The sequence below is a fragment of the Pseudoalteromonas carrageenovora IAM 12662 genome (genome assembly GCF_900239935.1).
Taxonomy (GTDB): domain Bacteria; phylum Pseudomonadota; class Gammaproteobacteria; order Enterobacterales; family Alteromonadaceae; genus Pseudoalteromonas; species Pseudoalteromonas carrageenovora.
Window position 1 is genome coordinate 3,114,409 of the sequence record NZ_LT965928.1, and the last position, 20,605, is coordinate 3,135,013.

A 20,605-nucleotide genomic window follows, 5' to 3' on the forward strand; every position below is an offset into this window, starting at 1 on the left:
CTTACAAAATTAATTAAAAGTGAGCCAAATAGCGCCTTGCAGTGGTGTTATGTAACAGGTAACATAGCCGCCTTTTTCTTCATAGACGAGACATACATGAATTTTTCCTTAGGTCAGCGTTGGATCAGTGATACAGAGTCAGATTTAGGATTAGGCACCGTAGTTGCCATTGAAGGCCGTCAGGTCAGCATTTTATTTCCTGCTAGTGGTGAAAACCGTGTTTATTCTAGTGCAGAAGCACCTGTTACCCGTGTGGCATTTAATCCTGGCGATGTGATCAAAAGCGTTGAAGAATGGGAATTAGAAGTAGAGTCTATTGAAGTTCAGGGGGAACTACTTTGTTACGTAGGGTCGCGTGTTGATACCGGCGAAGAAGCAAAGTTAAAAGAAACCTTTTTAGATCATTTTATTAAGTTTAATAAACCACAAGATCGTTTATTTGCAGGCCAAATAGATCGCTTTGATCGTTATACACTTCGCTACCAAACTTGGCAGCACCAGTTTGAACGCCAGCAATCACCTATTAAGGGCTTAATTGGCCAGCGTGCTAACCTTATTCCGCATCAGCTTTATATTGCACAAGAAGTAGGTAAACGTTTTGCACCACGCGTATTACTGTCTGATGAAGTAGGCCTAGGTAAAACGATTGAAGCAGGCATGATTTTACACCAACAAATCATTAGTGGCCGTGCAAGCCGCGTACTTATTGTTGTGCCTGAAAACCTACAGCACCAATGGTTAGTAGAAATGCTACGTCGCTTTAACTTACGTTTTTCTATTTTTGATGAAGAGCGGTGTGACGAAGCCTTTGCCGATTCGCCAAACGTATTTGATACAGAGCAGCTAGTGCTTACAAGCCTTGAGTTTTTAACTAAGAAAAAACGCTGGTTTGAACAAGCAACACTTGCTGACTGGGACTTATTAGTTGTTGATGAAGCGCACCACTTAAGCATTAATAACGGAAAACCAAGTACTGAATATCAACGAATGGCTGAACTTAGCCAAGATATTCCAGGCCTTATTTTACTTACCGCTACACCTGATCAACTAGGTCATAGCAGTCACTTTGCGCGCTTACAACTACTCGACCCAGACCGTTTTTACGACTACGACGTATTTAAAGAAGAAGAAGCAAATTATAAAGACGTAGCGCAAGCGGCAAATCAGTTATTGCAAGAGCAAGCACTAGACGATACAGCTAAAGCGACACTTATCGAGCTATTAAAAGAAACGGACATTACCGATATTCTTGCAAAAGCACAGCAAGGTGATTTACCAGCACGTAAAGAAATACTCAACATGCTGCTCGATCGTCACGGTACTGGCCGTATATTATTCAGAAACAGCCGTAGTGGCATTGATGGCTACCCTAGCCGTAAACTGCACGCCTACCCAATGGCATTACCAAAGCAGTACAAAACAGCTATGTCGGTACTAGGTAACATGGGTGGTATTCAAAACGCTGAACTAAGTGCACATCGCGCTCTTTTCCCAGAAAAAATATTTCAAGAATTTGAAGGCGAAAGTGCAAGCTGGGGATTATTTGACCCACGTGTAGATTGGTTAATCGAAACACTTAAAACGCTTAAACACGAAAAAGTACTCCTTATTTGTGCCAAAGCCGAAACCGCTATTAGCCTTGAGCAAATACTTCGTGAACGCGAAGCGATTAAAGCCTCGGTTTTCCACGAAGATATGTCGATTATAGAGCGTGACCGCGCGGCTGCATTTTTTGCCGACGAATACGACAATGCACAAATACTATTGTGTTCAGAAATTGGCTCAGAAGGTCGTAACTTCCAGTTCTCGCATCATTTAGTGTTATTTGATTTACCACTAAACCCTGATTTACTTGAGCAACGTATTGGCCGACTTGACCGCATAGGTCAAACACAAGACGTGAATATTCACGTGCCATATTTTGAAAACACAGCTCAAGAAGTATTACTGCGTTGGTACAACGAAGGCCTAGATGCCTTTGAAACTACATCAACCACAGGTCAGTTATTATATAAAGAGTTTCGCGAAGATTTACTTGAATACATTTCAGCACATAACTGTGATGAAGACGAGCTAGATCCAATGCTAGAACAAGTGGCGCAACAAAATGCCGTGCTACGTAAAAAAATGGAAAGTGGACGAGACCGTTTATTAGAGCTACATTCTTCTGGCCAAGGTGCTGCTGACTCTCTGGTTACCGACATTGAAAAGCTCGACAATCAGTTTGAGCTTCCAAGTTACATGATCAACGTATTCGACACCTTCGGCGTAAGCCAAGAAGACAAAGGCGAAAACACGATTATATTAAAGCCAACAGAGCATATGCTAAACGCCTCGTTCCCAAGCTTAAAAGAAGACGGTATGACAGTCACATTCGACCGTGACACTGCACTTTCACAAGAAGATGTACATTTTATTAGCTGGGATCACCCAATGGTGCAAGGCACTATGGACATGATTTGTGACGACGACTTTGGTAGCGCATCGGTTGCACTGCTTAAAAACAAAAAATTACCACCGGGTACCTTTTTTGTTGAGTTGATATTTGTTGCCGAAGCAATGGCCCCAAAAGTATTGCAAGTTGGTCGCTTTTTACCGCCAACACCTATTCGTATATTACTTGATAAAGCAGGTAATAACTTAGGTGAAAACGTAGCGTTTGATGGCTTTAACCAACAACTTTCAGCCGTGGGTCGCCAAACAGCAAGTAAACTTGCTGGTGCACTGCAAAGTGCTATTCACCCAATGATCAACAATGCAAAAGACATGGCGCAAGAAAAACTAGAAGTGATTCGTGAAGCCTCTTTAACTAAAATGCAAAGTACGCTAGGTGAAGAGCAATCTCGTTTAGAAGCCCTTAAACAAATTAACCCGAATATTCGCCAAGAGGAAATTACTTTCTTCGATAAGCAGCGCAGCGAGCTGAGCACGCATATTGAAAAAGCGCAGTTACAACTTGATGCAATTCGCTTAATTGTGGTTTCGCACTAAGGTTTTTTGAGCTTTAAGTTTATAGCTGTCAGTCGTTAGTAAAAAATTAAAAATGACAGCTTAATAAAGCGCGGTATTTATACCGCGCTTTTTTATGCATCAGAAAACTGCATATAAGTTAGGAGCCTTTGTACAGGCTGAGAATGTTTTCCTTGAGCCTTTTCCTTCGCTCCCCTAAAATAGCGCCCTGCAAAATTACTGAGGTCGGCCGTGTTAGTTAATTACAATCCCCCAATGAGTCCGTATTTAACCATACTCTATCAAGATGACGACTTACTCATTGTTAATAAGCCAAGTGAGTTATTAACGGTTCCGGGTAAAGATCCAAAACATGCCGATAGTTTAATTAACCGCGTTAATCGCGTTTTTCCAACAGCTAAAATAGTTCATCGTTTAGATATGGCTACCTCAGGTATATTGTGTTTGGCAATGAATAAGGCGGCGCATAGGCATTTAAGTATGCAGTTTCAAGAACGCGAAACCGCAAAACGTTACATTGCACGCGTCTACGGACTGCTTGAACACCCTAACGGTTCAGTAGATTTACCGCTTATTTGCGACTGGCCTAATCGCCCTAAACAAATGGTTGACCATGAAAGAGGTAAACCTTCGCTTACACATTATAAAATACTCACGCGCGAAGCTAATGCTACCCGCGTAGAGCTCACTCCAATAACAGGGCGTTCGCATCAATTGCGTGTGCATATGTTAAGCCTTGGCCACCCTATTTTAGGTGATAGGTTATACGCCCATAAAGATGCACTCGCTGCTGCACCTCGCTTACAATTGCATGCACAAATGCTTACATTAAAGCACCCAGTTACTGAGCAAGTACTTACTTTTGAAGTTGAGCCTGAATTTTAATAAGCTCAATGACCAGGGCGTGTTGATCTTTGCGGATTGAAATTTGTTCAATCTAGGGGCGATTAAATCGCGGCGCGAGGTTTGTAACCTAGTGGCTCGGTAACTGCTCCTGCGTTACCCTACTGGCTTACATCCATGTAAGAATAAGTAAAAACCGAGTAAAGCTTCCGCGTCCTGCTCACGCCCCTTACCTACATCCATGTAGGCAACAAAGAGTTTATCGCCCCTAGGCAGAACCCGAAGGGCAGCGCATGTTTGGCATTTATGCTGCGTTATCGCCTATTTATGGGGAGTAACCACACTTCATAGGCTCTGCCTTGCCTAAAAACCAAACATACTGCTGTAAATTTAACCATCAAAGATCAACACGCCCTAACTAAATTATTAAACTTTTAGTTAACTAGGCCGATACTTAACTAATGACTATTAGTTGAGTGTGTTATGGTTTTTTTGCAATTATTTAAAAAGATTTTGTGTTGCTTAGCGTTTAGCTACTCAGTTTTTTTAGCTCTACCTGCAACTGCGGTTGAGCATATTGCTCCTCCTGCACTTTCAAGTATTGAAAACAGCGATATCGAACGCCTACTCCCCAACGCTGAAATAAAACCAATTCTTGCTGGCGATACCGAATTTTTGAGCCTTTATAGCGAATATATGAGCAGCAATTTTAGAGGGGTTGTTTTACTTATTCCGGATTGGCATTCAGTCCCTACGAATAACTCAGGTATGAGCTTTCTTCGTAAAGAGCTTAACAACTTAGGTTACACAACCTACGCTATGACTGTGCCAGATATAGATTGGCAAGCAAAAAAAATGAAACCTGTTACGCCAACTGACGCTGTAGAAACCTCAACCAGCGATGAGTCTAAAAGTGATGCTAATGAACCTGAGAAACAAAGCGCAGAGCCACACTATGTTAGTGCAATTGAGCCTGTAAATAATGATGTGCTTGAAGACTACAAAACTAATCTAATACTACGCTACGAAGCGCTCTATCAAACAGCGATGGCTGAGCCCAGTAATATTGTTGTAATAGCCCAAGGAGCGAGTGCAGGCATGTTACTTGAGTATTATGCAGATTTCCCAGAGTCTAAAATTAATGCTTTTGTTAGTTTAAGCAGCTACTTACCGAATGCTCAACGCAATGAAGAGTTAAGCCAAGCAACATCGTTAGTAGCCCCTGCGTTACTTGATATTTACTACACAAACGACAGTACTGACATTTTGCTTAGCCTTAAAAACCGCAAGCGCTGGGTTAACCGAAACGCTAAGTTTGATTACCGTCAGCGCCAGCTTTTTGGTATGCGAAACGCCCCACAGCAGCACGCACGTTTAAGCAAAGAAATAGACGGATTTTTACGCCGCCTTTTTTAAGTACTCGTAAGCTGCCTGTATGTCTTGGCTTTTTTTAACCGCAACTTCCATCATGTGCTTTGGTAACCCTTGCGACACAAGTTTATCAGGATGATGCTGCGCCATTAATTTTCGATATGCGACTTTAATATCTCGCGCAGTAGCGTCGCTATTTAACCCTAGTAACGCAAGTGCTTGTGAGCGGTTCATACTATTATCTGGCGGTACGTGATGCCCAGAACCTTCACGGTAACTACTACTTTGACCTTGTTGCTGTTGCTTGTAACGCTGCTGTTGCTGCCTAAAATTAAACTCAGCTTGGTAACGTTTTAAAACAAATGCAAAATGAGGTTTAGAAATACCTAACTGCTTACTTACCTGTGCTAATAACTGTTTTTCTTGCTCAGCTAATACACCATCAGAAAACGCCATTTGAATTTGTATCTCTAAAAACAGCTGCAATAAATCGTGGCGAGTGGTAAAGCGCTCCTTAAAATCGCTTACGGTTTCTTTTAAAGAGAAATCACTTTCTTTACCCGCTTGAAATGCATGTTGAGCTTCGCGACGTTCATCGCCTTTTAAGCCCATTTCATCCATAAATAAATTAGCTGCTTTTATATGTACTTCGCTTACACGGCCATTCGATTTTGCAATGTGCCCCATAACCGCAAAGCAACTTGAGAAAAATAATGCTTGGCGTTCATGTACATCATCACCTTTAAATAAGCTTGAAAAGCCACCGGCTTTGTCAAAATCGTTTTTAAGGCTTTTATCAAATAAATGACCTAGGTATAAACCTAATATGGCACCAAAAATTTTGCCAAACATAAAGCCAAAACAAAAACCGAGAATTTTTCCCCACATTTATAATACTGCCTTTTTAAAATTAATATTTACTGCGCTTTTAAACGTTTGTTTAATTCATCCAAACGCGCTGGCGTGCCAATGTCATCCCATTGTCCAATATAGAGCTCAGTAGAGACTAAATGTTCATTTAACTTTTCTCGTAATATTGGCCCTAAAGGCCGAACTCCTTGGGCTAACCCTTTAAAAAAGTCAGCGTGGTATCTACTGATCCCTGAAAACGTATATTTTTGGCTCTCATCCGATAAATGACTTAATGTAAAATCGCCATCAAGATTATGTGGCGGGTTTTCTATTAGTACTATATGCGCTTCGCCTGATTGTAAATGTAGCTGCATAAGCGCACTTACATCGTAATCAGTATATACATCGCCATTTATAACAATGAACGAATCACCTAACAGCGGTAACGCTTCAATAATACCGCCAGCAGTTTCAAGGCCGCCTTCAACCTCTTGGCTATAATTGATAGATACGCCAAATTGGCTACCATCTTTAAAATAATCTTTTATTTTATCACCTTGCCACGCGAGGTTTATTACAATATCAGTAATGCCCGCCGCCTTTAGATTATTTATATGATGCTCAATAAGTGGTTTTTCAGCCACTTTTAACATTGGCTTTGGCATATTTTGCGTAAGTGGCATCATTCGCTTGCCGCGCCCTGCAGCTAAAATCATTGCTTTCATGTACGCTCCACAGCAAGTTGCTTTGTAACTTTTAGCACAATTGTGTTCTTTATCCACTCACTTAAATCACTAAGCTCTGAGTAATGTGCGGCTACTTCAACAATGTAATCGAGTGTTGGTAGAATATTATCTAAATAACCTGTTTTTGAATCCCGCAAATATAGCCGACAAAATATGCCCGCGGCTTTTAAATGGCGCTGAATACCGGTTAAATCAAACCAATATTTAAATTCACTAAAAGAGGTATTTTTTACTAACCCTTGAGCGATAAATTCTTTATAAGCAAAATCAAGTAAGCTTGATAACTCACTTTCAGGTAGTTTGTAGTAGCAATCGCGCAATAGCGATACTAGGTCATAGCAAAGTGGGCCTTGTACGGCGTCTTGATAATCAATAATGGCCCACTGGCCGTTGCTATACATAATATTGCGACTGTGATAATCGCGGTGAACTGTCACGGTTGGCTGTAAAAGCATAGCATTTGTAAGTAACTCGCAGCTTGAGTGCCACATTGCTACTTGCTCAGTAGTGAGTGATTCACTTATAAAATCACTCACTAACCATTGGCTAAATATGCCTAGCTCAAGTTGGATGAAATCTTTGCTATAAGCTTGCATGGCTGAAGCTGATGGCGTTTTTGCCCACTGCGCATTTAAGCTGATTAATGCCTTATAATGCTCTATTTTATTTTTGTCATCGAGCATATCGGCTAAGTGAGTAGACCCTAAATCGCTTAATATAAAAAAGCCTTGTTGCTCATCGCTTGCAATTATAGAAGGGAGCAAAAAGCCTTGCTCTGTAAACACCTTATTTAACGAAATATACGGCTCGTTATTTACTTTTTTTGGATCTGAGTCCATCACTATTAAATGCTTATTATCGTGATTTAGACGGTAATAACGACGAAAGCTCGCATCACCCGTAATGGCATTTAGAGTGTGCGATTTGGCATTAAGCTGTACGTTTATAAATTGTTGTAAATTCTCAAAGCGTGTCATTTTATAGTGATATCTATTTTTATAGGTCAATTACTGTATTTGCCATTATTTTCCTTTATTATGTGTAGATTATATTTAATCACACAGCATTAAGGTCAATAAATGAGCAAAACCTGGGGCATATTGATGCTAAGCGTAGTTAGCGCACCATCGCTTGCCGAAACTGAACTTGCACACAACTTGTGTGGCATTTCAATGCAAACCAGAGCTTGGCAACCACTTGAAGGCCTTAACCTCGGTGAAGTTGACATTCAAGCTGATGATGTCGAGCTACTTGGCACCCAAAGCGCTGAATTTACCGGCAATGTTGATATTAACACCCTTAAGATGAGTTTGTCCGCACAAACTGCGTTGATAGACAAACAGCGTGGGTTACTAAATGCAACAGGGCCAATTACTTATCAAGATTATGTTAGTAAGGTAAATAGCACCGGTTTAAACGCCGATTTAAATAATTCAGAAGTAAGTTTGTTAGGCGCCGATTACAGCCTGAGCGAACAACAAGGCAAAGGCGGCGCTGAAAAACTTACTGTTAATCAGTCTGGCTTATTGCTAATGAATGCAAGCTTTACTACCTGCCCAAGTGATACGCCAGTATGGGAAATAGAAGCCGATGAAATTAACCTCTCACGAGAAGAAGGTTGGGGCGAAACCTACAACGCAGTTTTACGTATTTTAGATACACCTGTTTTATATTTACCATATTTCACATTCCCATTAGATGAGCGCCGTAAATCGGGCTTACTTACACCTACTATTTCAAGTTCTGATAAATACGGCGTAGAAACCGTTACACCGTATTATTTAAATATTGCGCCTAACTTTGATGCCACCATCACCCCTCGCTATATGTCTAATAAAGGGCTGCAATTACAAACTGAGTTTAGATACCTAACTGAACAACATGAAGGTTTAGTGGGTGTTGAATATTTAGATAGCGATGACTCAGAGCCTGATTTAGAAGAGCGCTACATATTTCATTGGCAGCAGCAAAGTTACTTAGGTGAAAACTGGCGAGCGAGCGTTGATGTAACTAACGTAAGTGATGATAACTACATAACTGACTTAGGTTCAAGTTACGCCAGTAAAACCGATACTCAGCTTTATCGTACAGGCTCGCTTACTCACTTAGGTGAGACATGGCGCACCGATATAAAAGTACAAAATTTCGAAGTACTCGGCGATCACTTAGAATCATACACGGCGGTACCGCAAATTAACTTTACTCAAACTGCTCCGTGGCGCTTTGACAACTTTGACTTTACGCTATCAGGCGAGATTAGCCATTTTACTAATGGCTCTTCAGAGGTAGATATAGATAGTGCAACACGCGTGCACATTGAGCCTAAAGCTCGCTATAACTATGCAACTCATGCGTGGTCTTTTTTATCTGAAGTGAGCTTATTACAAACAAACTACAAGCAAAATGGTAATTTAACCGGTACGCAATATAGCGATACAGTTTCTCGTACAATTCCTAAAGTACGCTTGTATTCTCAGCTTAATTTTGAGCGTGACGCGTCTTACTTTTTTGAAGACGGTATACAAACACTTGAACCACAAATTCAGTATTTATATACCCCAAATAAAGATCAATCAGACATAGGCTTATTTGATACCACCAAATTACAAGACGATTATTACGGCTTATTCAGAGACGTGCGTTTTTCAGGTGTTGACCGAATAGCGGCAGCTAATCAATTTACCTTAGGTGCAACAACTCGCTTGTTTGATAAAAAACAAGAAGAAGTGTTTAACTTCAGTGCAGGGCAAATCTTTTATTTAAGTGACGATGCAAAGCCTACAGAGCAAGGCTTAAACTCCGATACTAATTATAATGCACTATTTGCAGCACAAACCATGTTACATTGGCATCGCCGCTGGTATCTTGCTGGTGGCATTCAGTACGATACAGATGGCAAGCAAATGGTGCAGTCTAATGTCACTCTTGATTACAAAGGTGATAATAATCAGCTAGTACAATTGAACCATCGCTATGCAAATGATGTCTCAGGAAATACAATCGAGCAAGCAGGTGTATTTACAAGTGTTCCTATTAGTGACGAATGGCAATTCATTGCAAGTTATCACCGAGACCTTGAAAATAATCGAAGCATCGAAGTATTGAGCGGATTTCAGTATGAATCATGCTGTTGGGCAATCCAAATTACTGGCCATCGCCAAATAGAAACTGATTTAAATCAGTTAATAGGGCAAGAACAAGCAACTTTTGATTCAGGTATTAGTTTGAATTTTGTATTAAAAGGACTTGGCAGTAAAAGCCGTTATGATGCACAAAAATTATTACAACAAGGTATTTTTGGCTATCGTAGACCGTATTTTCTTAATAACTAGTATCACAACAGTACTATTAGCAAGAGTAGTAAAAAGAATATGAATTTAACAAAATTATTAACATCAGCAATTTTAAGTGTCAGCCTTTGTCAAAGTGCAATGGCTGCACCAGTAGAAATAGATAAAGTTATAGGCGTTGTAAACCAAGGCGTAATTTTAAAAAGCGAAGTAGACACCATTATTGATCGTGTTAAAAAGCAAGCAGCAGAGCAAGGGCAACAACTTCCAAAAGACGAAACCCTTCGTGTACAAGCTGTAGAACGTTTAGTTAACCAAGCGCTTATGATGCAAATGGCTGAGCGAATGGGTCTACAAATCTCAGACAGCCAACTGGATCAAACACTTGCCAACATGGCTAAAGAGCAAGGCGGTACTATTGCTGATTTACGTCGTACTATTGAAGGTGCTGGTGAAAGCTTTCAAAGCTACCGCGAAGAAATTCGTAAAGAAATAACCACGCAACAAGTAACGCGAGCCAACGTTGATCGCCGTATTTATATTAGTGAGCAAGAAGTTGATAACCTTTTAAAAATTATGGAAACCCAAGGTCAAAGTGCTGAAGAGTACGACATTGGTCATATTTTAATTGATATCCCTAACGATGCTACCGCTGAAGAGATTACGAGTGCTAAAACACGTGCAGATAAAGTTATTGAGCTATTAAACGACGGCCAAGAATTTAAACGTATTGCAATCTCATCATCAAGCGGCTCTCAAGCACTTGAAGGTGGACAGCTTGGTTATATGGGTATTAACGAAATGCCATCGCTTTTTGCTGAAGCTGTAAAAGGTAAAAAAACAGGCGCTATTGTTGGTCCTCTTCGTTCAGGCGCTGGTTTTCATATTATTAAAGTACAAGACGTACGTGGCCTACAAGTAGTCGAAACTACAGAGGTTCGTTCTCGTCACATTCTTATTAAGCCATCAATTATTTTAAGCGAAGAAAAAGCACGCTCTATGCTTGCAGGTTTTGCAAAAGATTTGCGCGCAGGAACAGCTGATTTTGGCGAGCTAGCTAAAGAATACTCTGAAGATCCAGGCTCAGCACTTAAAGGTGGTGAATACGACTGGACTGATCCTACGACCTACGTACCCGCGTTTAAAGATACATTACTTTCTCTTAAGCAAGATGAAATAAGCGAACCGTTCAGAACGCAATTTGGTTGGCACATTGTTCAGCTACTAGGAAAACGCGTAGCTGATAAAACAGAGCTTGCTAAACGTAACCGTGCTCACGGTATGTTATTTAACCGTAAATTTAAGGAAGAAAGTTTCAACTGGCAGCAAGAAATGCGCGAGCAAGCTCACGTTGAAATTTTCCCAACAGAACAATAAATATGACCTTACGAATTGCTATTACCCCGGGTGAACCTGCCGGTATTGGCCCAGATTTGCTTCTCACGCTTGCTCAGCAAGCGTGGGACGCTCAACTAGTAGCCATTGCTGATGGCAAACTATTAAAAGAGCGTGCAGAGCATTTAGGCTTAACAATAAACTTAATTGAATTTGATGAAGAAGCGCCAGCAATGGTAGCGCCTGCGGGCAGTTTATACATTCATCAAGTTGATTTAGGTGTAGATGTAGAACTTGGCGTACTTGATGATGGTAACGGCCAATACGTACTAGATACCTTGCGCATAGCAAGCGAGAAAAACATGGATGGTAGCTTCGACGCCGTTGTTACAGGTCCTGTTCACAAAGGTATTATAAATAAAGCGGGTATTTCGTTCAGTGGCCACACTGAATATTTTGCACAGCAATCAAATACTGCCGATGTAGTAATGATGCTAGCAACTGAGGGATTACGTGTTGCCCTTGTAACTACTCATATTCCACTTGCCTATGTATCTCGCGCTATTACACCAGAGCGTTTAACTAAAGTAGCAGGTATTTTAAACCACGACTTACAAACTAAGTTTGGTATAGAAAAACCACGTATTTTAGTGTGTGGTTTAAACCCACACGCAGGTGAAGATGGACATTTAGGCACTGAGGAAATAGAAACAATTACCCCAACGCTTGAACTGCTCAATAGCCAAGGCATGAACTTAATTGGCCCACTTCCAGCCGATACCCTATTTCAAGATAAATATCTATCTGAAGCCGATGCTGTGCTTGCTATGTATCACGATCAGGGATTACCTGTGCTAAAATACAAGGGATTTGGTAAATCGGTAAATATTACCTTAGGCTTACCATTTATCCGCACCTCAGTTGACCACGGTACTGCGTTAGATTTAGCAGGCACTGGAACCGCTGATGTTGGCAGTTTTGAATTAGCGATCCGCGAAGCAATTAAGCTCGCCCAAGAAAAAGCACAGAATCAATGACCGATAAAGTACATTTAGGACACCGCGCCCGTAAACGTTTTGGACAAAACTTTTTATTTGATGAATCTATCATCGATAAAATAGTCACTGCGATAGATCCTAAACCAGAAGACAACTTAGTAGAAATAGGCCCAGGCCTTGGCGCTATTACTGAGCCTGTGGCTGATTTAAGCGGCCATTTAACGGTTGTTGAACTAGACAAAGATTTAGCACAACGTTTAATTGAGCACCCATTTTTAGGTCCTAAGTTAACGGTAAACCAAGGCGATGCAATGAAGTTTGACTTTGCAAGCCTGGTACGTGATGACAAAAAATTAAAAGTGTTTGGTAACTTACCTTACAACATTTCTACGCCTTTGCTATTCCACCTTTTTGAATTTGCTGATCATATTGAGCACATGCACTTTATGCTTCAAAAAGAAGTCGTTAAGCGTATGGTAGCTGGCCCTGGCAGTAAAACATTTGGCCGCTTAAGTGTTATGACGCAGTATTACTGTAATGCAATGCCTGTAGTTGAAGTACCGCCAGAGTGCTTTAAACCTGCTCCAAAGGTTGATTCGGCAGTTATTCGCTTAATCCCTAAAAAAGCAGAGCAACGTACAGCCAAAAGCGTGAAAATTTTAAACACAGTATGCTTAGAAGCGTTTAACCAACGTCGTAAAACATTACGAAATAGTTTAGGTAATTTACTAACAGCTGATGAGCTTACAAGCATTGGTATAGATATTACTCTTCGTGCTGAAAGCCTATCGTTACAACAATTTATTGATATAGCTAACTGGATTTATGACAACAAGCAGTAATATAGGATCGCCTGTAAAGGTATCTGTAGAAACATTTTACGTAGAAGGTCAATCTCAACCTGAGCTTGAAAAATACGTATTTGCTTACTCAGTAACAATTAAAAATCATAGCCTTTGTAGTGCCAAGCTACTGAGCCGTTATTGGTTAATCACTGATGCAAACGGCAAAGAAGTCGAAGTTGAAGGTGAAGGTGTTGTAGGCGAAATGCCAGATATTGGCCCTGGCGAAAGCTATAAATACACCAGTGGTGCAATTTTAGATACGCCAGTGGGTACAATGCAGGGTCATTACACATTACGTAACGAGTTTGGCTCTGAGTTTCAGGCACCTATTAATGTGTTTCGCCTGGCCTGCCCTAACATTTTACATTAAGTGTATCGATGGCCGATTACGCAATAGGTGATTTACAAGGGTGTTTTAGTGAATTTAACACCCTTTTACAACGCGTTAATTTTAACCCAAGCCAAGATCACTTATATTTAGTTGGCGATGTTGTAGCCCGAGGGCCAGACTCTCTTGCTTGCCTAGATCACATTTACAAACACCAAGATAGTATGACTATCACTTTAGGTAATCACGACCTTCACATGGTTGCCTGTTATTACCTTAACAAATCAATTAATCCTAAAGACAAATTAGGCCCTATATTTGAAAGCCCTCACCTAGCTCGCTACATTTCTTTTTTACAAACTCAGCCATTAGCAATAGAGCTAAAACAATATAATTGTTTTATTTCTCATGCAGGGTTAAACCCTGATTGGACAATAAGCAATGCGCTAAGGTACGCCGAATTTGCAAAAAGCTGCTACCAATCAAGTAATGCTAAACTATTTTTTGAGCGTATGTATCAGCCTCATCCTGATAAATTTTCAAGTGAACTTGATGATTTTGAAAAGTTTAGATACATAGTTAATTACTTTACTCGCATGCGTTTTTTAACTGCTAATAATCAATTAGAGCTTAATGCAAAAGGTGCAATAACTGATAGTCGCGAGCTAACGCCATGGTTTAAACACCCAAATATAGTAAATGCGAAGCACGATATTATTTTTGGCCACTGGGCTGCGCTTGAGGGTAAAACAGCAAACCCATGTATTCATGCCTTAGATACTGGCTGTGTGTGGGGGGGCAGTATGACCCTTATGGAGCTGAGTAATAAAAAATTAATTGTAGAAAAATCCCACCTTTTGTCTAAATAAACTGAAATAAACTAATACATCTGTTAGATTTATCAATTAAAAGTTAAAATTAGTTAAAGTAATTGATTTTAATTGCTTAACTTATTGGTACAAACGCCGATAAGATTTAATTGAAGTATTTTTGAGTGGAAAATTTATGAACCTAACAGTAAGCCAACGTATTTGGGGTGGTTTTATATTTATTACCCTTTTATTACTAATAATTGGTGGTAACTCCTTAATAAAAATAGCAAACATCGATCGCTCTACTCAAAAAGTGAATCAACTATCACTTCCAGCATTAAATAAAAGCTCTGAGTTACAAGCTGAGTTTATTTTAATGAGTAAAGCCGCTCAAGCTAGCTTTTACACTTCATCAGCTAAAGAATTAGAACCAATAAAAAAACAAGTTAATGAACAAAAGCAGCTATTTAATACACTACATCGCGAACTTCAAGAAGTAGTTAAAAACGATACCGCACTTAATCAAAGTAGCCAAAACGTAGAAAAAACTTACTTAAGCTTTTTAAATACAGTAGAAAACTTACTAACAGATAAAAGCAAACAGCTTGCACTAAATAAAGCCTTAACCGCCCAACTTGAAAATATAGAGCTAAGTGCAGAAGACGCTAACTCGGTCGTATTAGATATTATTGATATTGATGGATTTGAGCAAAACCACCCCCGTGCTTATCAAGCTGCAAACAATTTAGAAAACAATTTTATGTCGGTAGTAAGTAACAGCACCGATATGCTAACTGTAAAAACACTCAGTACGCTCGATATTGTTAAAAATGAGCAAACTTATTACCTTGATGAAGTTACCCGCACACTTGCTCTTATAAAACCAGCAATAGAACAAACACATAGTGACTTGTACATAAGCCTTAAAGAGTATGTAGATACGTTAGAGAGCAACATAAAAGGTAACAACGGGTTAGCTGCTAATAAAAAGCGCTTAATTGATGCGATTACACTGACCGAAGCCGAGCTTGCTCAATCAGAACAAGCAACAAGAATGGCACTTAACCAAATTGATGAGCTTGTAAAACAAGCCAGTGATGTTGCGTTTAAATTACAGCAAGGCGTTCGTAGCGACGTTGACTCAGCTAACTTGTGGACATGGGTAGGTATGATAATAGCTACATTAATTGCTATTGCCATAGCTATTATTACAGTAAGCCGCATTACTAAACCACTCGCTGAAGTTAACCGTATTTTAGACACTGTAGCTAGCGGCGATATGACCCAACGCTTAGACGATAGTGCTAAAGATGAGTTTGGCGAACTATCTAAAAGCTGTAATACCTTAATAGACAGCCTACGTAGCTTAATTAAAGGTATTATTTCTCGCTCTACCCAACTTGCTGCGGCATCAGAGCAAACTTCTGCAATTACTGCCGAATCAAGCCAAGCAATTCGCAACCAGCAGGCACAAGTAGAACAAGCAGCTACAGCAACAACTGAAATGAGCAGTACTTCACAAACAGTAAGTGGCAGTGCTCAACAAGCGCTAAGCGAAATTAAAAATGCCGATAAAGAAGCCGAACGCGTTAAAGGTATTTCAAACCAAAATAAAGCAACTATTGAGCAACTAGCTCGCGAAGTTGATGATGCCTCGCAAGTTATAAATAAACTACACCAAGATAGCGCGTCAATTGGTAGTATTTTAGATGTTATACGCGGTATTGCTGACCAAACTAACTTACTTGCACTTAATGCCGCTATTGAAGCTGCACGTGCGGGTGAATACGGCCGAGGCTTTGCGGTTGTAGCAGACGAAGTGCGCTCTTTGGCAAGCAAAACACAAGAGTCGACCCAAGAGATACAATCGATGATTGAATCGCTACAAACAGGCGCAGAGGCTGCGGTAACAGCAATGGGTAAAGGTAAGCAACGTGCGGTATCGTGTGTTGAACAAACAGACCTAGCAAGTAGCGCGCTTGACTCAATTACTTTTGCTGTATCACAAGCGCATGATGTAAGTGAAGAAATATCAACAGCAGCACTAGAGCAACAACAAGTGGCTCAAGAGATTAGCGAACGTTTAGAGTCAATTGTAGCGATTGCAGAGCAAACTGCTGAAGGCGCAAACCAAACGAACATTTCAAGCTCTGAAGTTGCAAAACTTGCTGAAGAGCTACGTTTATCAGTAGACGAATTTAAAGTTTAATATCAATTCACTTAATTAAATGATCTATTTTGAGGCTGGAAAAGCGTGTTGATAGCTAGGCAAAAAATTCGCTATTTAGTTGTTCTCGGCGATTGCTCCTGCATTGCTCTACCTTCTGCATCCATGCAGTCGTAAATGAGAATTTTTTAATGCAGGTAGCGACACCTTTAGCCCCGCAAAATGATTAAGTATTATTGCGGATTGGTATAAAACGCTTTATAGATAATAAAAACCCCGTTAGCACTATGTGTTAACGGGGGTTTTCTTTAGAGCATTAAAAAGTAAAAGTAGTTACTTTTGGCAATTTGAACAAAAAACGGTACTACGCTGCCCCAGCCTTATTTCTTCTAACTCATTATCACACGTTAAACAGGGCTTTCCTTTTCGGCCATACACTAATAACTCTTGTGCAAAATAGCCCGGCTTACCATCACTTTGTGCAAAATCTTTAAGGGTTGTACCACCTTGAGTTATAGCAGCCGCAAGCGTATCTTTTATTATTGGGATAAGCACTTGATAGCGTTTAAGAGAAACCTTCCCAGCTTCGCGTTTTGGATGTATCCCTGCTTTAAACAATGACTCGTTAGCGTAAATATTTCCTACACCAACAACCACTGCGTTATCCATAATAAACTGTTTAACAGGTACTTTTTTATTGCGTGACTGCTCGTACACCCGCTTTGCAAAAAAATCATCAGTAAGAGGCTCAGGCCCAAGCTTTGAAAGCAACTTATGTACTTCGCCAGGCTCTTGCCATAAGCAGCAGCCAAAACGGCGTGGATCGTTTAAGCGCAGCGCCTTATTATTTCCAAATACAAACTCTACATGGTCGTGCTTTTTTAAAGGCTCGCTTTTATCTACAACCCGTAAGTTGCCCGACATACCTAAATGTAAAATAGTGCTACCAAGCTCACAATGCAGTAATAAATATTTTGCACGGCGCTCAATACTAGTAACAGTTAGCCCTTCTAGCTGGTAAACATCATCAGGTACAGGCCAGCGCATACTGGCATTATAAATATTGACCTTAGTTACAACCTGGTTTTTTATATGGGGGGTGATCCCCATACGGCTTACTTCTACCTCTGGTAATTCAGGCATTAATTAGACTCACTTTGTGAAAAATCAAAACTTGGAAACAACTGCTGTGCAGTACTTAAATCAAGAGCGAGTATTCGCTGGCTATTTTTTTCTAGCAAATAATATTGCCCAGCTCCTTTATAAAGCAAGTAAACCCAAGGAAGGCTCTCGCCCGCAAGCTCAAAAGTCGCAACATATAAAGGTGAATTAGGATTAAAAACTACTGATTCATTTACACCCATTAGCTGCGCGTTTTGCCAATAGCTAACTAAATCTTTAAGTTGCTGCTCAGTTGCCTGCCAAATAAGCGGCGCATCTTTTTGTAGTGGTGTTGTACGCCAGCTAGTACCTATACGTTCAATTTTTTGATCAACAAACTTAAGTGTTAATACAAAACTTTGCTCAGGAAGCACTGCTTGTAATGCTGGTTTACCCTCCCCTCCCAAAAATTGCTTATGCCAGCCATTTAAAAAGAAGATCATAATCAACATTGAAAAAATTATAACGTTGTTCCAACCTTTACGGCCCAGTCGCATATTTATACACCTAGTAAATTCAAGATTTTAAAGTGTAACTAAAACTTAATTGCACTGTCTATATGTTAAAGGGCGCAGACTTTGTTAGAATATCGGCAAATTTAAAGGAGTTCCGTCAATGTCTATGTATGTAGTGGGCCATAAAATCCCAGATTCAGATTCTATTTGTGGTGCAATTGCACTGGCTTATTTAAAAAACCAAATCGATGAGCCGGCAATACCAACTCGTCTTGGTGAAGTTTCACCAGAAACTCAATTTATCCTTGATAAATTTGGTTTCGAAGCACCTGAGCTTAAATTAAGCTACGCGGGCGAAGATGTGTATATTGTGGATCACACAGAAAAAACACAAGCACCTGATGATATCGACCAAGCCCGTGTTGTTGGCGTGGTAGATCACCATAAATTAGGTGACTTAACATCATCTACTCCGCTTGAATGTTGGATCCGTCCTGTTGGCTGTTCAAATACCATTATTAAAATGATGTACGATTTTTACAGCGTAGAAATCCCTAAAGACATCGCAGGTATTATGATGTGTGCAATTTTAAGCGACACCGTAATATTTAAATCACCTACATGTACCACTGCCGATATTAAATGTGTTGAAGCACTTGCTGAAATTGCGGGTGTTGAAGACTTTAAAGAACTAGGCATGGATATGTTCCACGTTAAGTCTGCAGTAGAAGATACACCTGCACGTGACTTAGTTATGCGTGACTTTAAAGATTTCAACATGAACGGTAACCTAGTAGGTATTGGCCAACTAGAAGTAATCGACCTTGCTGTGTTTGACGATATTAAAGCTGACCTTGAAGCTGATATTGCAAAACTTAAAACTGAAGGTAATCGTCACTCTGTATTTTTACTGCTTACCGATATCATGAAAGAAGGCTCAGAGATGCTAATTGTATCTGACGATGCAAACCTAGTTGAGCAGGCTTACGGCGTTAAACCAGAAAATGATAAAGTATGGTTAGATGGTGTATTAAGCCGTAAAAAGCAAGTAGTACCACCACTACAAGATGCGTTTGCTAAAGCCTAATAGCTTTAATAAATAACACTAAAAAGCCGATATTGCATATGCATTATCGGCTTTTTGTTTTTAGAGCTATGCAATCTAAGAACCTTGGCAACAATTCTCTACTAGATACAACTACGAATCTCTCGCTAACAGTAAAAAAACTTACACGTAAACTACATAGGACGACATTAAAACTATAATAATAATTGTATATGAGTAATAATCTCTATAATAAAGTATACAATTATGGGGCACTCATTATGCTAAGTTTTTGGTACAAAGAGTTTCCACAGTACCCTAAAGATCACAAGGACTTTTGGCGCACTCGCTTAATAGCCCACTCCTTGCTAATAACTACATGTTACTTTTTAGTTTTAACCCTGCTCAATCTCTTTTATTTTGCAAGCTACGAAATAGCACTTATTGATGCTTTTGGCCTTTTTATATCGCTCGGTATTTGTATTTGGTTTAATAAAACAGCTAATGTAAATGTAGCCTCTTGGGCCGTTACATTGATGATTGTTAGTTTAATTCTAATGTTTGTGATTTCAGTTGGTGGCCATGCCCACTCTTTATTTTGGGCCACGCTTATTCCGCCATTCACATTTTTTTTAGTTGGCAGAAATTGGGGGAGTATATTTAGTGCAGTCGCTTTTGCTATTTGTGCGTATCTTGTGTACTTACAACAACAGCAAACCGTAACAATTGGCTTAGGCTCTTTATTTAATCTTATTGAAGTAGGTCTTGCTCATATTTTGATTTTTAGATTTTACGAAAAAACACGGTTTTCGGCATACACCCGACTATCTATCCGTAATCTAGAAATTCAACACTTAGCAGAAACCGATAAGTTAACTGGGCTTTATAACAGGCAAAAATTTGATTTTGAATTATCACAGTTAATTGCTAAAAACGACGTCTTTAAAACCCCACATTGCTTACTTATTTGCGATATAGACCACTTTAAAAATATAAACGATACCTACGGGCATTTAGTTGGCGATAACGTACTCACTGAATTTGCAAAAATATTAAAAAAACGAATGCGAAATTACGCACTTATTGCGCGATGAGGTGGAGAAGAGTTCACTATTATTTTGTCGAACACCTCTTTAAATGATGGTGCGAAACAAGCTGATGACCTGAGAAAATATATTGCCGAAAATACAATTACAAATATAGCATTTACTATAAGCATTGGCTTAGCAACGATACAAAAAGACGATACAGTGCTAAAACTATTAGAGCGGGCTGATACAGCGCTATATAGGGCTAAAAATAATGGACGAAATAACGTATGTGTTAGCGATAAGGATTCAACCGTTATCGCTCAATCAACTTACTTAAATGGCTCTATAGCCTAAAC

Annotated in this window: 16 protein-coding genes and 1 pseudogene; 12 read left to right on the forward strand and 5 right to left on the reverse strand. The window is 39.8% G+C overall.

What is annotated here, in order from left to right; genetic code table 11:
* Positions 1–96: 96 nt before the first annotated feature.
* The 3 genes from rapA to ALFOR1_RS14165 all read left to right on the forward strand — a co-directional run bounded on the left by rapA (position 97) and on the right by ALFOR1_RS14165 (position 5,229).
* Complete coding sequence (gene rapA, locus ALFOR1_RS14155; protein WP_104643335.1) at positions 97–2,991, forward strand: RNA polymerase-associated protein RapA; 2,895 nt, start codon at positions 97–99, stop codon at positions 2,989–2,991.
* A gap of 210 nt (positions 2,992–3,201) precedes the next feature.
* Entirely contained in the window at positions 3,202–3,855 is a 654-nt protein-coding gene (rluA, locus tag ALFOR1_RS14160; RefSeq protein ID WP_104643336.1) for a bifunctional tRNA pseudouridine(32) synthase/23S rRNA pseudouridine(746) synthase RluA, read from the forward strand.
* A 441-nt stretch (positions 3,856–4,296) separates the two neighbouring features.
* Entirely contained in the window at positions 4,297–5,229 is a 933-nt protein-coding gene (locus tag ALFOR1_RS14165; protein ID WP_104643337.1) for a DUF3530 family protein, read from the forward strand.
* Here ALFOR1_RS14165 and djlA read toward each other — a convergent pair.
* The 3 genes from djlA to ALFOR1_RS14180 are packed head-to-tail and all read right to left on the reverse strand — an operon-like array spanning position 5,212 to position 7,759.
* The gene (gene djlA, locus ALFOR1_RS14170; RefSeq protein ID WP_058549440.1) at positions 5,212–6,072 is read right to left on the reverse strand and encodes a co-chaperone DjlA; all 861 of its coding nucleotides are present in this window, start codon (positions 6,070–6,072) and stop codon (positions 5,212–5,214) included. The two genes, ALFOR1_RS14165 and djlA, sit on opposite strands and share 18 nt — an antisense overlap.
* A 29-nt stretch (positions 6,073–6,101) precedes the next feature.
* The gene (gene murU, locus ALFOR1_RS14175) at positions 6,102–6,761 is read right to left on the reverse strand and encodes an N-acetylmuramate alpha-1-phosphate uridylyltransferase MurU (RefSeq protein ID WP_104643338.1); all 660 of its coding nucleotides are present in this window, start codon (positions 6,759–6,761) and stop codon (positions 6,102–6,104) included.
* Positions 6,758–7,759 carry an aminoglycoside phosphotransferase family protein gene (locus ALFOR1_RS14180; RefSeq protein ID WP_104643339.1) on the reverse strand — a complete coding sequence of 334 codons (1,002 nt, stop codon included), beginning with the start codon at positions 7,757–7,759 and terminating at the stop codon, positions 6,758–6,760. The genes murU and ALFOR1_RS14180 overlap by 4 nt, the downstream gene beginning before the upstream one ends.
* 102 nt (positions 7,760–7,861) lie before the next feature.
* Between ALFOR1_RS14180 and lptD the strand changes: the two genes are divergently transcribed.
* The 7 genes from lptD to ALFOR1_RS14215 all read left to right on the forward strand — a co-directional run bounded on the left by lptD (position 7,862) and on the right by ALFOR1_RS14215 (position 16,599).
* Positions 7,862–10,114, forward strand: a complete 2,253-nt coding sequence (gene lptD / locus ALFOR1_RS14185) for an LPS assembly protein LptD (protein WP_104643340.1) — start codon at positions 7,862–7,864, stop codon at positions 10,112–10,114.
* 39 nt (positions 10,115–10,153) lie between these two features.
* A complete protein-coding gene (gene surA / locus ALFOR1_RS14190; protein ID WP_104643341.1) occupies positions 10,154–11,449 on the forward strand; it encodes a peptidylprolyl isomerase SurA in 1,296 nt (431 codons plus the stop codon).
* Positions 11,450–11,451: 2 nt separating this feature from the next.
* The gene (gene pdxA / locus ALFOR1_RS14195) at positions 11,452–12,444 is read left to right on the forward strand and encodes a 4-hydroxythreonine-4-phosphate dehydrogenase PdxA (RefSeq protein ID WP_058549435.1); all 993 of its coding nucleotides are present in this window, start codon (positions 11,452–11,454) and stop codon (positions 12,442–12,444) included.
* Positions 12,441–13,247: a 16S rRNA (adenine(1518)-N(6)/adenine(1519)-N(6))-dimethyltransferase RsmA gene (gene rsmA / locus ALFOR1_RS14200; protein ID WP_058549434.1), complete on the forward strand. Its 807-nt coding sequence runs from the start codon at positions 12,441–12,443 to the stop codon at positions 13,245–13,247. The genes pdxA and rsmA overlap by 4 nt, the downstream gene beginning before the upstream one ends.
* Positions 13,231–13,620, forward strand: coding sequence for a Co2+/Mg2+ efflux protein ApaG (gene apaG / locus ALFOR1_RS14205; RefSeq protein WP_058549433.1), 390 nt, complete (start codon positions 13,231–13,233; stop codon positions 13,618–13,620). Before rsmA ends, apaG begins: the two co-directional genes overlap by 17 nt.
* An 8-nt stretch (positions 13,621–13,628) precedes the next feature.
* Entirely contained in the window at positions 13,629–14,447 is an 819-nt protein-coding gene (locus ALFOR1_RS14210; RefSeq protein WP_104643342.1) for a symmetrical bis(5'-nucleosyl)-tetraphosphatase, read from the forward strand.
* Positions 14,448–14,583: 136 nt separating this feature from the next.
* Positions 14,584–16,599: a methyl-accepting chemotaxis protein gene (locus tag ALFOR1_RS14215; RefSeq protein WP_104643343.1), complete on the forward strand. Its 2,016-nt coding sequence runs from the start codon at positions 14,584–14,586 to the stop codon at positions 16,597–16,599.
* Positions 16,600–16,890: 291 nt separating this feature from the next.
* Here the strand turns inward: ALFOR1_RS14215 and mutM are convergent, their stop codons facing one another.
* On the reverse strand, positions 16,891–17,700 hold the full coding sequence (gene mutM / locus ALFOR1_RS14220; RefSeq protein WP_104643344.1) for a bifunctional DNA-formamidopyrimidine glycosylase/DNA-(apurinic or apyrimidinic site) lyase: 810 nt from the start codon (positions 17,698–17,700) through the stop codon (positions 16,891–16,893).
* Complete coding sequence (locus ALFOR1_RS14225) at positions 17,700–18,215, reverse strand: hypothetical protein (RefSeq protein WP_104643345.1); 516 nt, start codon at positions 18,213–18,215, stop codon at positions 17,700–17,702. The genes mutM and ALFOR1_RS14225 overlap by 1 nt, the downstream gene beginning before the upstream one ends.
* Positions 18,216–18,333: 118 nt before the next feature.
* On the opposite strand from ALFOR1_RS14225, the gene ALFOR1_RS14230 reads away from it, so the two are divergent.
* On the forward strand, positions 18,334–19,260 hold the full coding sequence (locus ALFOR1_RS14230) for a manganese-dependent inorganic pyrophosphatase (protein ID WP_104643346.1): 927 nt from the start codon (positions 18,334–18,336) through the stop codon (positions 19,258–19,260).
* 239 nt (positions 19,261–19,499) lie between these two features.
* Positions 19,500–20,603, forward strand: a pseudogene (locus ALFOR1_RS14235) (GGDEF domain-containing protein).
* Positions 20,604–20,605: the final 2 nt, after the last annotated feature.

Bases quoted from the DNA above. Each gene is read 5' to 3' on its own strand.
- rapA (WP_104643335.1), top strand. From the start codon at position 97: ATGAATTTTTCCTTAGGTCAGCGTTGGATCAGTGATACAGAGTCAGAT.
- ALFOR1_RS14165 (WP_104643337.1), top strand. From the start codon at position 4,297: ATGGTTTTTTTGCAATTATTTAAAAAGATTTTGTGTTGCTTAGCGTTT.
- djlA (WP_058549440.1), bottom strand. From the start codon at position 6,072: ATGTGGGGAAAAATTCTCGGTTTTTGTTTTGGCTTTATGTTTGGCAAA.
- murU (WP_104643338.1), bottom strand. From the start codon at position 6,761: ATGAAAGCAATGATTTTAGCTGCAGGGCGCGGCAAGCGAATGATGCCA.
- ALFOR1_RS14180 (WP_104643339.1), bottom strand. From the start codon at position 7,759: ATGACACGCTTTGAGAATTTACAACAATTTATAAACGTACAGCTTAAT.
- lptD (WP_104643340.1), top strand. From the start codon at position 7,862: ATGAGCAAAACCTGGGGCATATTGATGCTAAGCGTAGTTAGCGCACCA.
- surA (WP_104643341.1), top strand. From the start codon at position 10,154: ATGAATTTAACAAAATTATTAACATCAGCAATTTTAAGTGTCAGCCTT.
- pdxA (WP_058549435.1), top strand. From the start codon at position 11,452: ATGACCTTACGAATTGCTATTACCCCGGGTGAACCTGCCGGTATTGGC.
- rsmA (WP_058549434.1), top strand. From the start codon at position 12,441: ATGACCGATAAAGTACATTTAGGACACCGCGCCCGTAAACGTTTTGGA.
- apaG (WP_058549433.1), top strand. From the start codon at position 13,231: ATGACAACAAGCAGTAATATAGGATCGCCTGTAAAGGTATCTGTAGAA.
- ALFOR1_RS14210 (WP_104643342.1), top strand. From the start codon at position 13,629: ATGGCCGATTACGCAATAGGTGATTTACAAGGGTGTTTTAGTGAATTT.
- ALFOR1_RS14215 (WP_104643343.1), top strand. From the start codon at position 14,584: ATGAACCTAACAGTAAGCCAACGTATTTGGGGTGGTTTTATATTTATT.
- mutM (WP_104643344.1), bottom strand. From the start codon at position 17,700: ATGCCTGAATTACCAGAGGTAGAAGTAAGCCGTATGGGGATCACCCCC.
- ALFOR1_RS14225 (WP_104643345.1), bottom strand. From the start codon at position 18,215: ATGCGACTGGGCCGTAAAGGTTGGAACAACGTTATAATTTTTTCAATG.
- ALFOR1_RS14230 (WP_104643346.1), top strand. From the start codon at position 18,334: ATGTCTATGTATGTAGTGGGCCATAAAATCCCAGATTCAGATTCTATT.